The sequence below is a fragment of the Corynebacterium tuscaniense genome, from assembly GCF_008693065.1.
Classification (GTDB): Bacteria; Actinomycetota; Actinomycetes; order Mycobacteriales; family Mycobacteriaceae; genus Corynebacterium; species Corynebacterium tuscaniense.
Window position 1 is genome coordinate 1 of the sequence record NZ_VXKH01000048.1, and the last position, 13,483, is coordinate 13,483.

Here is a 13,483-nt window from a genome sequence, read left to right on the forward strand (position 1 = left end):
CCGTGATCGCGGTGGCCGTGGTGGGCGTGGCGGTGGCCGTGGTGGTTACCGTTCGGGCCGCTCAGGCCGGGATGATCGCGGAGGCCGAGGCGGATACCGCGGCAAGGGACGCGAGAAGCGCCACTGGCGGGATTAGCGCGACCAACTAACAGCGCGAAAAGGCGCCATCTCATTGATGTGAGATGGCGCCTTTTGTGTTGTCTGCGATGGGCGGTGAAGTTTAAGCCGGGGACGGCAGGAACATCAAGATGAGCACCAGGACCCAGAGTAGGTTAAAGATACCAGCGCCGGCAGCAGCCTTGACGCGGGCGGACTCGAAATTGGCGGCAACATCGCGGGAGTCAGCCTCCGCAGGGTCAAGGGCACCCAGGGAGCCCACGATCTTGCGCTGCTGCGGGATCACCATGGCAAACAGGAAACCCCAGGCCAGCACCGACAGGACGATCGCGGTGTGGAGGAAGTAGTTGGAACGGTAGGTTTCAAAGTCGAAAGCCAGCACCGCGGCACCAAGGAGCGGCGCGAGCAGTGAGATCAAACCGTAGGTGGTGGAGATGCGGTGCAGATACGCCGCGCGACCGACAGCGTGGGCGTCACCGGTATTGGCTTCACTGGCTGCTTTCGGGAAAGCGGACGTGGCCACCATGACGGGGCCGATCAGAATGATCGCGGCGGCGACGTGTAGGAAAATGAGGAAGGTGTTCATGAGTCACCACTTTACGGGGTGAGTCGGCTTTTGCATGCGGTGGTTGGGGTTCAGCGCGTGGAAGCGCTGAAAAATATTACATTGCGACTGTAACTATCCGGCAGAAGAAAACCTCAACCTGCGGGTTTAAAAATCTACTTTCAGTGGCATGTAAAATCTTTCACCCATGACATGAGGGGGTGCGACGGCATCGGTGGGCTTCTCTCTTTTTAGAACGGCAGTGCCGGCAGCCCGAGCAAAGCAGGAAGGGTGGCACAGGCCCGGCGCATGGCGGCTTTGTCGGCGCGGGTGACGGGGAGGTCGTAGGCGTTGGCAACGGCGGCGAGTCGGCGGGAGTAGTCACAGCGGTAGGACCGGGCGGTGGGAAGCCACTCACTGGGGAGTTTGTCGGACTTGGCTTGGTTGGCGGTAGAGGATGTGACGATGAGGTTGGCCGGGTCGTTGGCAAAGGTGAGGCGTTTCTCGTCGGGCCAGGAGTGGGCGCCCATGTCCCAGGCGGCGCGGAGAGGGAAGAGGTGGTCGAGCTCCACGTCGGCGGGGGGAAGCGGAGCGCCGGTGTAGGGGTCGGTGATGGTCACTGGTTCCCACTGGGTGTACGACACGGAGCAGGTGGGCTGGTTGTAGGCAGTGGCCATGGCTGTTTCGCGTGTGGTGCAGCCGGTGGGTTGGTAGGCCCAGCCGTCGCCGAACTGTGCCCGGGAGTAGTCGGGGGCGGTGGGGCGAGACGGGAGGGTGAAGGTGGCGTCGATAGGCGGTGTGCGGACATACGGAAGGGGCACGACCGCAAGCGTGAGTGCGGTCAGTGCCCCGAGATAAATATGGAAGGGCTTCATACCTCCTTAGACTGCGCCAGAACCGGTTTGGTTCCCTTCGGCCACAGAAATGCTGGAGATTGCCTGTTCAAAGCTGGATTCCGGGTGCGCAATTGTGTAGTCCATGATCTTGATATGGCGGTCAAACTCGGCCTCAGACTCGGCAGAAGGCTTGGTGGCTAGGGACACCACAACCATGGCGATGGTGGCGAAGGCGAAGCCCGGAACCATCTCGTAGATAAGCGCCGAGGTGGCGGGCAGGGAACCCCAGATGAACACGGTGAGGGCGCCAACGATCATGCCTGCCATGGCGCCCTGTGAGGTGAGGTGACGCCAGTACAAGGAGGCGATGATCACAGGGCCGAACGCAGATCCGAAGCCGGCCCAAGCGAATGCGACGAGACCGAGGATGGTATCCGACGGGTTGAGGGCCATGACCATGCCCAGGACGGCCACGAGAATGACCATCGTGCGGGATGCGATGAGCAGGGTGGCCTGGGAAGGGGCATTCTTGGAAAAGACCTTGAACAGGTCCTCCACGAGCGCAGAGGACGTGACTAGCAGCTGGGAGGACATGGTGGACATGATGGCGGCCAGAACCGCGGTGAGGACCAGACCAGCAATGAGTGGGTGGAAGAGGATGCGGGTCATGTCCAGGAAGATGGTTTCAAAGCCCTTCTGGTCAGTCACGGAGTTTGCCGTCTGACCGAAGAAGCTCGCTCCGATGATGGCGGTGAAGATGGCACCGAGGAAGCAGACACCCACCCAGATGAGGCCTGAGTTGCGGCCGGAGCGGGCTTCAGCTGGGCTGCGCAGTGCCATGAAACGGGTGACAATGTGGGGCTGGCCCAAGTAGCCCAGGCCCCACGCCAGGTTGCCGATGATAGCGACGGCGGACACGCCGGTGAAGAAGTTGAAGAAGTCCGGGTTGCCCTCCGGCCACGGGCCGTAGGCGTGGTTGGTGGGGTAGGAGAAGATATCGCCGGGGTTATCAATGGCAAGCAGCGCCATGATGGGCACAACGGCCAGGGCAGCGAACATGAGCAGGCCCTGCGCAACGTCGGTGTAGGACACTGCAAAGAAGCCGCCGATGAAAGTGTAGATCACCGTGATAATGCCAACGATGAGCAAGCCCCAGGCGTAGTCGCCCTGGAAGGTGGACTCAAAGTAGCGGCCGCCTGCAACCATGCCGGAGGAGACATAGAAGGTGAAGAAGAAGATGATGATCAGGGCGGCAATGACGCGCAGGGCACGTGATTGATCGTGCGTGCGGTTTTCAAAGAAGCTGGGCAGGGTGATTGAGTTGTTGGCCACCTCGGAGTAGGCGCGCAGGCGTGGGGCCACCCACTGCCAGTTAGCCCATGTGCCGAGGAAGAGGCCGATGACGATCCACAGTTCGCTCATACCGGAGACGAACAGGGCGCCGGGCAGACCCATGAGGAGCCAGCCGGACATGTCGGATGCGCCAGCAGAGATACCTGCGACGAAGGCGGGCAGGTCACGACCACCGATGACGTAGTCACTGTAGGCGGTGGTTTTGCGCCAGCCGTAGTAGCCGATGCCGAGCATGACTGCGAAGTAGGTGATGACGGCGATGATGATCCAGGTGTTATCTGACATGCGCACGTCCTTTCTGCGTAGATCTGCATAGTGGGCAAGAGAAAATGTCACACCTGTCATCTGGCAGGCGGAAAGTGTGGTCAGAATATCGCACGCAGGGTGTGGGCGGGGTCACTGGCTCTTTTCTGAATTGATGCTGGGGAGGTCAGTGTCGCGGTGCAGTGGTAGAAAAGACCTTATGCCTAAATTCCTTCTGCACGGCCTGTGGTTGCCCGGGTCAGGTCTCAACCTGTGGGTTGAGCGTGTGGAGGGACACAAGATTGTGATGCCCTCGCAGGTGCCTGAAGGAACGTTCCCCGCCGTGGTGGAAAGTTTCTTAGAGGATACGCGCTTCCGCCGCCGTGATTCGGTGAAACTGCAAACTCCGAAGGGCAAGCAGCTGCAGCTCAAGGTTCCTACAGCGGCGTTCTCACCGGCAGAGACAGTACAGTTCCTTAGCACCGTGGCCATGCTGGATGAGAATTCCCCGGCAGCCACCGCGGCGCAGCGGGAAGCCATCGCACCAGACCTGTACTGGATCATTCGCCTGTACAACGGTCTGATTCGGTTTGTGCGCGCCGGGCGCGTGAGTATTCATGTGCGCCCGATCGAGGGGCTGTGGTTCCCCGAGTGGAAGTTGGGAACGGGGCTGGAGGAGCGCGGGTGGCTCGCCGCGATGATTGCTGCCGCGCCGGGGGTGATCACCGCGAACAACATGAATTTGGATGAGGATGTGGCCACTAATCTGGTCCATTGGATCGCCACGGCGTTGCTCGCCGATGAGCGTGAGCAATCTCGCGTGTACCCGTGGCATGATTTCGCGGAGGCACTGCTCACGTCATCTGCATTGCGTCGTGGCGGCTCGGATGTGTCGAAGCAGATCGCGCAGTGGAACGGGTCTATCACCGCGGTCAATGTGCAGCTTGTGTTCATCGTGGAGGAACCCGTCGATGAGCAGCTTATCGACGACGCGGGGGACCCCGCCGAAATACCCACCACATCCAATGTCCTGCAGTGGCCTGTTCGCGCGCAGGTGCGTGCTGGTGGGGATGCTCCGCGCCCGATTCGTGTCAGTGAATTAGATCGGGCCTCTTTGGCGAGTTTGCGGGACCAATTGCGTAAGGCAGTGACTGTCACTGACTTGTTGGACCCGGATAAGCATCCGCGCCATCCTTTCACGCCGACGACTGAGCGTGACGGTGATTGGGATTCCTATTTGTCCACCGAGGAGATCATGCGTTTGGTGGGCACAACCGCCAGCCTTTTGAGTGCACATGGCGTGAAGATCATGTTGCCGGCGGCGTGGCAGCGCATGGAAACAACGGCGAAGTTGACGGTGTCCGAACCGGATTCAGGGGATCCGGGGGCCGTACGCCGCTTTGGTGTGGATCAGCTGGTGGCCTATGACTGGAAGCTGGCGCTGGGGGACACGGAGCTCACTGAGTTGGAGATGCGCCGCCTGGTCAGCTCCAAATCCGGGCTGATCAATTTGCGCGGCCAGTGGGTGTTGGCAGATACCCGCAGTTTGGCTAAGTCCCGCAAATACATTGAGTCCCTGAACAAGAAGGAAGTGGACTCAGGTCTGATCACCGCCGAAGAGCTCCGCCAGTTGGCGTTGGAAGTATCCACGGAGCACGACGGTGGTGGCTTGGACATCATCGGGGATGCTCACTCCCCGGTATGGATGCAAGCTCTCATCGGAGGTACGGATCGGCCCGCCCCCACTCGGCAGGAGATCCCGGACACGGTGCATGCGGAGCTGCGGGACTACCAGCGCAGGGGAGTGGACTGGCTCTACTTCATGTCGCGTAATCAGCTCGGCGCTGTACTTGCGGACGACATGGGTTTGGGCAAGACCTTGCAACTTCTCACCCTGCTGGCCGTCGAAGCGGAGAAGAAGGAGAAGACCGGACCCACGCTCGTGGTTGCCCCGACATCGGTGGTAGGCAACTGGGCGCGGGAAGCCGAACGCTTCGTGCCGGACCTGAAAGTCGGTGTCCACCACGGTTCCAATCGCTTGAAGGGGGACAAGCTCGTGGAGTGGATTGGGGAGCTAAACCTCCTCATCACCTCCTACGGCGTCGCCGGCCGTGACTACCTAACTCTTGGCCAGGTGGACTGGGATCACGTGGTGTTGGATGAGGCGCAGGCGATTAAGAATGCGGCAACGAAGGCGTCGAAAAGCGTGCGTGCGATTCCGGCGCGCCACCGCATCGCGCTGACGGGTACGCCGGTGGAAAACAGACTGGCGGAACTGCGCAGCATCCTCGATTTTGTAAACCCCGGCATCCTGGGCTCCCAGGCGTTTTTCCGCAATCACTTTGCCAAGGTGATTGAATCGCGCCGGGACGAGGAACTGGCGGATGCCATGCAGGATCGGCTGCAACGGCTCACCTCACCCTTTGTGTTGCGTCGCCTGAAATCCGATCCGGCGATCGTGGAGGACCTGCCGGAGAAGACCGAGCAGGTGGTCACGGTAGATATGACTCCTGAGCAGGCGGCGCTGTACACCGCGCTGGTGGAGGCAATGCAGAAAGAGCTGGAAAGCCGCACTGGAATTGGGCGTAAGGGGCTTGTGTTGTCCACCATCACGCGCATCAAACAGATTTGTAACCATCCGGCGCACTACTTGGCCGATGGTTCTCCGGTGACGGAGAAAGGCAAACACCGGTCCGGGAAAGTGGCCATGCTCATGGAGCTCATTGATCAAGCGGTGGAGACGGATCAGCGCGTGCTTGTGTTCACCCAGTACAAGGCTTTCGGTGACATTCTGCAGCCGTACTTGAGTGACAGGCTTGGGCAGGAGATCCCGTTCTTGCATGGTGGAGTGAGTAAGACAGCACGCGATGCAATGGTGGCTGAATTCCAAGATCCGAATGGTCCGCGGGCGATGATCTTGTCCCTCCGCGCCGGCGGCACCGGTTTGAATCTCACTGCGGCCTCCATGGTCATTCACATGGACCGGTGGTGGAACCCGGCGGTGGAAAACCAGGCCACGGACCGTGCATACCGCATCGGGCAGGACCGTAACGTGCAGGTGTACAAGATGATCACGCGCGGGACGATGGAGGAATCCATTCAGGACATCTTGGACGGCAAGCTGCAGCTCGCTGGTGCTGTTATTGGGGAAGGTGAAGGCTGGATCACGGAGCTAGACACGGAGGATCTGGCTTCGTTGATGAGTTACCGCGATGGGGGAAAGGAGTAAACCATGGCACAGCGACCGCACGAAGACAATGTCACATGGGTGAACTTCAACCAGCGCAAGAAGGTGAATTCCCCGGAAGAAACGCACCGCCTTGTTGATGAGCGGGTGGAGGCGCAGCAGATTAAGGATGCGTGGACGCTGCGGCAAGAACAAGCTGCGCAGCGAACTGAGTTGGAGTACAGCGACCCTGCCCAGTTGTTGGTGAATGCGGCTGCACGTGCCACGGACCAGGGACGTTTTGCCAGGGGGCGCCGCTACGCAGACGGTGGCAACGTGCTGGAAGTCCGCGTGGAAAGCGGACGATTCACCGGCACAGTTGCGGGCTCCCAGAACGAGCCCTTCAACGTGTTAGTCATCCTTCCGTACCGCGAAGGCCCGGAGATTGCAGAGGCGCTGGACATGATCACGCGCCAGCCGAAGCTGTTGGACCGTGCGCGCCGGGGCACGTTTGACCGCGGCTTGTTGGACATTCTCTTCGCCAGTGGCAGCGAACGTTTCCGCTATCGCTGTGATTGCCCGGATCTTTCCGATGTATGCAAGCACGCCGTAGCCGTATCCATCAAGGCGGCGGAGTTGGTGGATTCAGATCCGAGCATTGTCTTCCGCCTGCGCAACCTGGACGTGAACACGCTGGATCAGCAGTTGCGCGAAACAGCGGGGCAGCGGGCAATGGCGTCCGCGGCGGAAGGCTCGGAATTCTTCTGGGCGGGCCATGAGTTGCCGGATCTACCACAGCCAAAGGTTGCTCCGATGATTGAGGATTCGGATTTGGATTTGCTGCATAAGGCCATGCAGATGATTTCTTTTACCAATATTGATCAATTGCGAGCGGTGTCAGATCTGGAGGATCTGTATGACGCGCTAACGCGGAGTTAGCGCACGCATGTTCGAATTTTGCGGTGGCGTGTCGCACCCCTTTGATAGAAGTGGACAGCATGAGTGACGGGCTTGTTTTTATCCATACTTCGGACTTCCAATTGGGAATGACGCGGTGGTTTCTCAATGAGGAGGCACAATCGCGTTTCGACGACTCTCGGCTCCGCGCCATCACCCGCCTCGGCGACCTCGCGGTGAAAACAGGAGCGGAATTTATCGTTGTCGCCGGCGATGTGTTTGATGCCAATGCCTTGAGTGAGCGCACGATGGGCCGTGCTCTCGATGCGATTGACGCGCTACCGGTGCCGGTGTACCTGTTGCCAGGCAACCATGACCCGTTAGTACCTGGCGCTGCCATGGAGAAAGCAGACGAGCGCGCCAACATCACTGTTCTGCGCGATAGCACTCCGGTGGAGCACCGTCCCGGGGTGGAGATTGTCGGTGCGCCGCTACTGGCACGCTATGCCTCTGAGGATCTCGCGTCCAAGGCGATTGCGGGGCTGGAGCCCACCTCCTCTATTCGCATTCTTGTTGCTCACGGCCAGACAGAGGGGCGCAGTGGGGACGAGTCGGAGGTGCTTCTCTCACTTCCGAAAATGGAACGCGCGTTGAAAGACGGTGTCATTGATTACGTGGCGTTGGGGGATACCCACTCCGCAGGTCCCGTCGGCTCCAGCGGCCGGATCTGGTTCTCTGGCTCGCCGGAAACCACGGACTTTCATGACCGGCGGGAGAACGTGGCCGGGAATGAAGTGAATTCGGGGAAGGCGTTGGTGGTGGACATCGATAAGCACGACATCGAGGTGAGCGAACATCAGGTGGGTGAGTGGACCTTTGAGGCACTGCACTGGGATGTCGCTGACGGTGAGGATGTGAAGCACGTGCTGGCTGAGTTGGATGCGTATCCGGAGAAGAGTCGCACGGTGGTGAAGTACTCGCTGGCGGGCACCTTGGGGTTGGAGGCCACCCGAGAGTTGGAAGCCGGTCTGGGAGAGAGGGAGCACGTTTTCGGTGCGCTGTTTGAGCGCGAGCGGATCATGGACCTCCACTTAGAACCCAGCGATGAGGAACTTGAGGCTCTCCCCATCACGGGTTATGCGCGTGATGCGATGACGGAGCTCATCGCCAGCGCTGCTGACGCCCCAGCGGGTGAAACTGCCGCGCGTGATGCGGTAAACTTGTTGTTCCGTTTGAGCAAGGAGGCGAACTAATGCGAATCCACAACCTGGTCATTGACAACGTGCGTGGTGTAGAGCACCTTGCGCTGACGGATGTGCCGGATACCGGGGTGATCCTCATCCACGGTGACAACGAGGCCGGAAAGTCCACGATTCTCGACGCGCTCGACGCAGTGCTTACCGCCAAGCACACCTCAACCGCGGCGAATATCCGCGCGCTGAACCCGATTGGGCGCGATGAAACCCCGTCTGTAGAGCTCGGGGCAACGGTAGGACCATATACCTTCACAGTGCACAAGAGCTTTGCTAAAGGAGCCAAGGGAAAAACCGAGCTGAAAATCATCGCGCCGAAGCGTGAGGAATTGACAGGGGAACAGGCCCACAACCGCCTGCGAGAGATCCTCGAGGAACATGTGGATGAGCAGCTTTTCGACGCATTGTTTATGCGCCAAGGCTCCTTCACCGACGTCATCGAAGCTGCTGGCATTCCCTCCTTCACCCGCGTGTTGGAGCAGACGGGAACGGATGCTGGGGCAGACACCCTCGACGATTCGGGCCTGATGCAGAAAGTGCAGAAGGAATATGAGAAGTTCTTCTCCCCGAAATCGGGTGCGGAGAAACAAAACCTCAAAGAGGCGGATGCCGCGGTCGGGGCGGCTGAAGAGGCCGTGCGTGAATCTACTGCACGCAAAGCTGCTTACGAGGATGACGTGGATGTATACGCGCGCAGTGAACACGAGATGCGTATGATCACCGCGGAACTTCCTGATGCGGAGAAGGAACTCGAACAGCGCGAAGCGGAAGCAGCCGCCGCGCGAGAGGTCGCCGGCAAGCTGACTGAGGCACAGGAGAAAGCTAAGCGCGCCACCTCGGATCACCAGCGAGCGAAAACTGATCTTGAGCACCGCGCAGCCCTGGCCGAACGTGCAGAGAAAGCCGCAGTCGAACTCGTGGAACTGGAGGCACTTGTTGAGCCCGCGCGGAATAAAGCAGAGGCCGAATCCGCACGCATTGCGGAGAAGAAAACTGCCCATACCCGAGCACGTGAGGTGTTAGCCGCTGCCCGCACCACCACCGCAGAGCGCGAACATGCTCGCGAGCTCGCCCTCGCGGCGCAGCGCATCGGCGAAGTCGAAGAGCAAGTCCGTGAGCTTGACCGTGTGGAAAAAGAGATTGCCGATGTCCTGGCAGCCACGCCAGCACGACCCGTCACGGACGATGACGTTCGTGCCATTGAGAGCGCGAGCCAGAATGTCGCCCTGCAACAGCGGCTGCTTGACGCCGCAGCGGCCCGTATTGATCTCACCGCAGCGAAGACGACCACCATCACCGTTAATGGGGACGAGGTCGAAGTAGGGGACCGAGCCCAGTCCCTCGCCCTGCAGGATGGCGTCCAACTCTCCATTGGGGACGTCACGTTAACGTACCGTGCTGCCCCCGGCACGACGGATACGTCCCATGCTGTTGAGGACGCAGAAGCTGAACTCGCACGCACGTTGCACGCCGCTGGCTGTGACACGTTGGAAGATGCACGTCAGCTTCGCGACACACACCGGGACCTTGCCGCCACGCTCACCACCCACCGCGCCCGCCGTGCCAGCATCCTCCGCGGCAGGGAAGCAGATGAGCTGCGCCAGGAGCTGACACGGCTGCGCGATCTCGCCGGAATGTGCTCCGATGAGACTGAAAGGAATGGTGTTGCCATCCTCAGTGTTGAGGAGGCTGATGCGGCGCTTGAGGCTGCCCGCACGGAGGAGAAAGAAGCCAGCGAAACAGCACACGTGTTGGAAGTTGAACTTGCACAACTTGCTGCCCAGCCGGATGCAGCCAAGCTGGCTGATATCGAAGCGCGAGTGGCCAACCACACAGCCAGCCGTGACGTTGCCCAAGCGGAACTCGATGCAGCGCGGGAGAAAATCAGCGATTCTGACCTCGCCACCGCAGCGGAGGAAGCCGCTGGCGTTGAAAAGCAGGCCCTTGCTGAGGCGGAGGAGCTCACCAGCCAGGTGGCCACCGTGGATCCAGAGCAAGCAGAGAGTCTGCGCGCGGGGGCAGCGAACCGCGTGGCTAACCTCACACGCCGCTACGATGCTGCCCGCGATCGCAAGCTGGAACTCGGGTTCCGGGTCACGAGTGCGGAAGGCGAAGCGGAGATTCTGGACAAGGCGGAGGCTGCGCTTGAGGCGGCGAGGGTGCGGCGGGACAGGCTGCACAGACAAGCATCTGCGGTGAAGCTCTTGCACCGCACCTTAGTTGATCACCGCGATGCGGCGCGCGCCAAGTATGCAGCACCGTTTGCCCAGGCCCTGCAACGATATGCCTCCCGTGTTTTTGGGCCCGGCACGGAGTTCACCCTGGATGAGTCGCTGCAGGTGACAGCCCGCACATTGGATGGTACGACGGTTGATCTGAACCAGCTTTCTGGTGGCGCGAAGGAACAGATGGCGCTGCTGACACGATTCGCTATTGCCGACATGGTTGCTGGTAACGATGTGGGCGCCATGCCGGTGGTCGTTGATGATGCACTGGGTGCCACGGACCCCGCACGTCTTGAGCTGATGAACGCACTGTTTACGCAGGTAGGAGAGCGTTCACAAGTCATTGTTTTGACGTGTTTCCCGCAACGGTTTGATCGGGTGGCAGCTGTTAAAAGTGCTTCGATCCAGGAATTAAAGGAGCGCGGCTAGACAGTGGGGGATGACCCCCGGGGCGAGATCGATTCGCGCGCTGACCTTGCTGTTGACTAGTCTTGGCCAGTATGACAACCGAACCCCGCTGGCTCAGCGATGAAGAGCAGGCGTTCTGGCGGTTGCTTCTAGCAGCCCGCCGCACACTCGACCGGGTGGTCGATACCGCCTTGAATGAAAGCGCGGACCTATCCAGCCCGGAATTTGCTGTGCTGGTTGCGTTGTCCGAAGCCGACGAGCGGCGCTTGCGCCTGCGCGAACTGTGCACCGAGTTGGGGTGGGACCGCTCGCGGACATCCCACCAGATCACGCGCATGGAGCGGCGTGGTTTCGTGTCTAAAGAGAAAAGCCCGGGCGATGCCCGGGGCGTGGTGGTGTGCATCACCCATACGGGAATGAAGCACCTGGAACAGGCTGCACCTGACCACGTGGAGACGGTGCGCCGGGCAGTCTTTGACCACCTAGCGCCCGAAGATGTTTCCGCTATTGCGCGGTTCTTTGAGGGCATCTTGGCCGCCGGAGACGGTACAGACGCCCCCTGCGCCGACTAGGCGCTCTTGATGCCAGAGCCGTCGATCTCGATGGCGATCTTCTCACCCACCAGCGCACCACCGGAGTTCAGCGGTGCTTCAAAGTCAATGCCAAAGTCCTTGCGGTTGATGGTGGTGCGGGCCTCAAAGCCAACGCGGGTGTTGCCATAAGGGTCAACCTCCGTACCAAAGGTCTCCACGTCGAGGGTGACCGGTTTGGTCGTGCCCTTGATGGTCAGGTCGCCGGTCACGGTGCCGTTTCCGGAAGCATCCACATCGAAAGAGGTGGACGTGAAGGTCATCTGCGGGTACTTATCGGTATCGAAGAAGTCTTCGTTGCGCAGGTGCGCATCACGGTCAGCGTTTCGCGTATCGACGGACCCGGTCTCCACCGTCGCCTCCACCTTGCTGTCTGCCGGGTTTTCCTGGTTCACGGTCAGGGTTGCCTGGAAGTCGTTGAAGTTCCCGCGGACCTTGGTGACCATCGCGTGGCGCACGGTGAAACCAACGGTGGAGTGGGTCGTGTCAAGGTCGTACGTTCCGGTGAGAGTGTCGGTCATGGCGACTCCTTAAATCGTTCGTCGAAATATGTTGACATGTCCGCAAATGGGGCATAGTCCCATGCTAAGTCGATGGCTTTGATGTGTCAACGGCATTGGCACTTTTCTCTCACCGACCTGTTTGTGAGACCGCGGCAGGGGAGTGCTAGATTAAAGAGCGCTGCTACAGCACGTGCACTAGCTGCACAGTTTCACTGTCTCCGTAGCTCAGTGGATTAGAGCATCGGTTTCCGGTACCGAAGGTCGCAGGTTCGAATCCTGTCGGGGACGCGCTGTCATGAGTCGCGTCATAGTTGACACTATGAGTTGCTACATCGTTGACAAACCGGCTGGTTTTGTTCTGGTTTTTCAGAGCGGAAGTCAGCCGGTTTTTCGTTATGGTTTCCAGATTGCTTTTTGGTAGTCGCGGGTTTCGTCGATCTGAAGCGTCCTGGGTTTCGATCCTCCGACATGGCCGTCGTACCCAACGGCGAGTTTGTTCTACTTCGAGCGTTGGGCAGCACGTTTATCTTCAATACTGCAGATCATCAGCCAAAACGTCTTCAGCGCTGCAGTATCGTTCAGGAATTACCCCCCGTTACGAGTCGCTCTACGCAACTTAAGCATTGAGCGATTCGATCGAATTAGTGGTGTAGAGCACTTTGCGTGCCGCTGGCGGGAACTGCAGAAACGGCACGAACCGCTCCCACGCGCCACGCCAGACTTTCACCGACTGCGGGTACTTCTGACCAAGCTCAGAAGCCTCGAACGCATCCAAACTGGCACGGGCAGTGTCTTCGTTTGCGGCAGTGTAGATCGCACGCAGCGCGCTGGAAACGCGTTTGCGGTCCTGGTAGGACACCCACCGGTTCGCAGCCCGAATCAAGTGCACGATACAGGTTTGCACCATCGAGTTCGGACAGGTTGGAGGGGCTGGGATTCGTCTGCATCCTCACTTGTTCCCGCGCAGCCTAGCGTTTGGGTTCGCGGACCCATGCGCCGATGACTTCGGGTGCTTCACCAAGAAGTGCTTTGAGGTTGCCTTCACGTTCTACTGCTGAGGTGACTGCTTGTACCCGGCCCCGTTTGTTTTGTCCGTTACGCCCACCGCGGCCAGCACCAGCAGCAGGACCAACACCGTACCCACCAGCACCAGCACCGGCAGCTCCGCCGGTTCGTGGGCTTGCACCTGGGCTACCAGCACCCACACCACCGGCTCCTGGCCCGTTGCCTGGTGCTGGCCCCACACCACCGGTACCTGCACCGCCACCGGCTCCTGGTGGGGTGCTAAACCCACCCCGGGCACCTAGCGCACAAGAACCACCTGCGCCTGCCCCGGCCCTGCCACCCG

At 60.1% G+C, this 13,483-nt stretch carries 9 protein-coding genes, 1 tRNA gene and 2 pseudogenes; 6 read left to right on the top strand and 6 right to left on the bottom strand.

What is annotated here, in order from left to right; genetic code table 11:
* Positions 1-220: 220 nt before the first annotated feature.
* The 3 genes from F4V54_RS08330 to putP form a co-directional block, all read right to left on the bottom strand.
* Positions 221-703: a hypothetical protein gene (locus tag F4V54_RS08330; protein ID WP_034662455.1), complete on the bottom strand. Its 483-nt coding sequence runs from the start codon at positions 701-703 to the stop codon at positions 221-223.
* 209 nt (positions 704-912) lie between these two features.
* Positions 913-1,536, bottom strand: coding sequence for an HNH endonuclease family protein (locus tag F4V54_RS08335; protein ID WP_150386841.1), 624 nt, complete (start codon positions 1,534-1,536; stop codon positions 913-915).
* A 6-nt stretch (positions 1,537-1,542) separates the two neighbouring features.
* On the bottom strand, positions 1,543-3,135 hold the full coding sequence (putP, locus tag F4V54_RS08340; protein ID WP_150386842.1) for a sodium/proline symporter PutP: 1,593 nt from the start codon (positions 3,133-3,135) through the stop codon (positions 1,543-1,545).
* A gap of 178 nt (positions 3,136-3,313) precedes the next feature.
* On the opposite strand from putP, the gene F4V54_RS08345 reads away from it, so the two are divergent.
* The 5 genes from F4V54_RS08345 to F4V54_RS08365 all read left to right on the top strand — a co-directional run bounded on the left by F4V54_RS08345 (position 3,314) and on the right by F4V54_RS08365 (position 11,614).
* Positions 3,314-6,322: a DEAD/DEAH box helicase gene (locus F4V54_RS08345; RefSeq protein WP_150386843.1), complete on the top strand. Its 3,009-nt coding sequence runs from the start codon at positions 3,314-3,316 to the stop codon at positions 6,320-6,322.
* Between the two features lie 3 nt (positions 6,323-6,325).
* Positions 6,326-7,198 (top strand): SWIM zinc finger family protein, encoded by an 873-nt coding sequence (locus F4V54_RS08350; RefSeq protein ID WP_150386844.1) that lies wholly within the window; start codon positions 6,326-6,328, stop codon positions 7,196-7,198.
* 59 nt (positions 7,199-7,257) lie between these two features.
* A complete protein-coding gene (locus F4V54_RS08355) occupies positions 7,258-8,409 on the top strand; it encodes a metallophosphoesterase family protein (protein WP_150386845.1) in 1,152 nt (383 codons plus the stop codon).
* Positions 8,409-11,063, top strand: coding sequence for an AAA family ATPase (locus F4V54_RS08360; RefSeq protein ID WP_150386846.1), 2,655 nt, complete (start codon positions 8,409-8,411; stop codon positions 11,061-11,063). The genes F4V54_RS08355 and F4V54_RS08360 overlap by 1 nt, the downstream gene beginning before the upstream one ends.
* A 71-nt stretch (positions 11,064-11,134) precedes the next feature.
* A complete protein-coding gene (locus F4V54_RS08365) occupies positions 11,135-11,614 on the top strand; it encodes a MarR family winged helix-turn-helix transcriptional regulator (protein WP_150386847.1) in 480 nt (159 codons plus the stop codon).
* Here the strand turns inward: F4V54_RS08365 and F4V54_RS08370 are convergent.
* On the bottom strand, positions 11,611-12,153 hold the full coding sequence (locus F4V54_RS08370; RefSeq protein WP_150386848.1) for a YceI family protein: 543 nt from the start codon (positions 12,151-12,153) through the stop codon (positions 11,611-11,613). The genes F4V54_RS08365 and F4V54_RS08370 overlap by 4 nt on opposite strands.
* 196 nt (positions 12,154-12,349) lie before the next feature.
* On the opposite strand from F4V54_RS08370, the gene F4V54_RS08375 reads away from it, so the two are divergent.
* A tRNA-Arg gene (locus F4V54_RS08375) sits at positions 12,350-12,423 on the top strand.
* Positions 12,424-12,636: 213 nt separating this feature from the next.
* Here the strand turns inward: F4V54_RS08375 and F4V54_RS08380 are convergent.
* Positions 12,637-13,057, bottom strand: a pseudogene (locus tag F4V54_RS08380) (transposase); the annotation flags it as partial.
* A gap of 46 nt (positions 13,058-13,103) precedes the next feature.
* Positions 13,104-13,483: pseudogene (locus F4V54_RS11635) on the bottom strand (hypothetical protein); the annotation flags it as partial.

What these genes read in the sequence shown, in the direction of transcription:
- F4V54_RS08350 (WP_150386844.1), top strand. Translation starts at nt 6,326, where the DNA reads ATGGCACAGCGACCGCACGAAGACAATGTCACATGGGTGAACTTCAAC.
- F4V54_RS08330 (WP_034662455.1), bottom strand. Translation starts at nt 703, where the DNA reads ATGAACACCTTCCTCATTTTCCTACACGTCGCCGCCGCGATCATTCTG.
- F4V54_RS08360 (WP_150386846.1), top strand. Translation starts at nt 8,409, where the DNA reads ATGCGAATCCACAACCTGGTCATTGACAACGTGCGTGGTGTAGAGCAC.
- F4V54_RS08365 (WP_150386847.1), top strand. Translation starts at nt 11,135, where the DNA reads ATGACAACCGAACCCCGCTGGCTCAGCGATGAAGAGCAGGCGTTCTGG.
- F4V54_RS08335 (WP_150386841.1), bottom strand. Translation starts at nt 1,536, where the DNA reads ATGAAGCCCTTCCATATTTATCTCGGGGCACTGACCGCACTCACGCTT.
- F4V54_RS08370 (WP_150386848.1), bottom strand. Translation starts at nt 12,153, where the DNA reads ATGACCGACACTCTCACCGGAACGTACGACCTTGACACGACCCACTCC.
- F4V54_RS08345 (WP_150386843.1), top strand. Translation starts at nt 3,314, where the DNA reads ATGCCTAAATTCCTTCTGCACGGCCTGTGGTTGCCCGGGTCAGGTCTC.
- putP (WP_150386842.1), bottom strand. Translation starts at nt 3,135, where the DNA reads ATGTCAGATAACACCTGGATCATCATCGCCGTCATCACCTACTTCGCA.
- F4V54_RS08355 (WP_150386845.1), top strand. Translation starts at nt 7,258, where the DNA reads ATGAGTGACGGGCTTGTTTTTATCCATACTTCGGACTTCCAATTGGGA.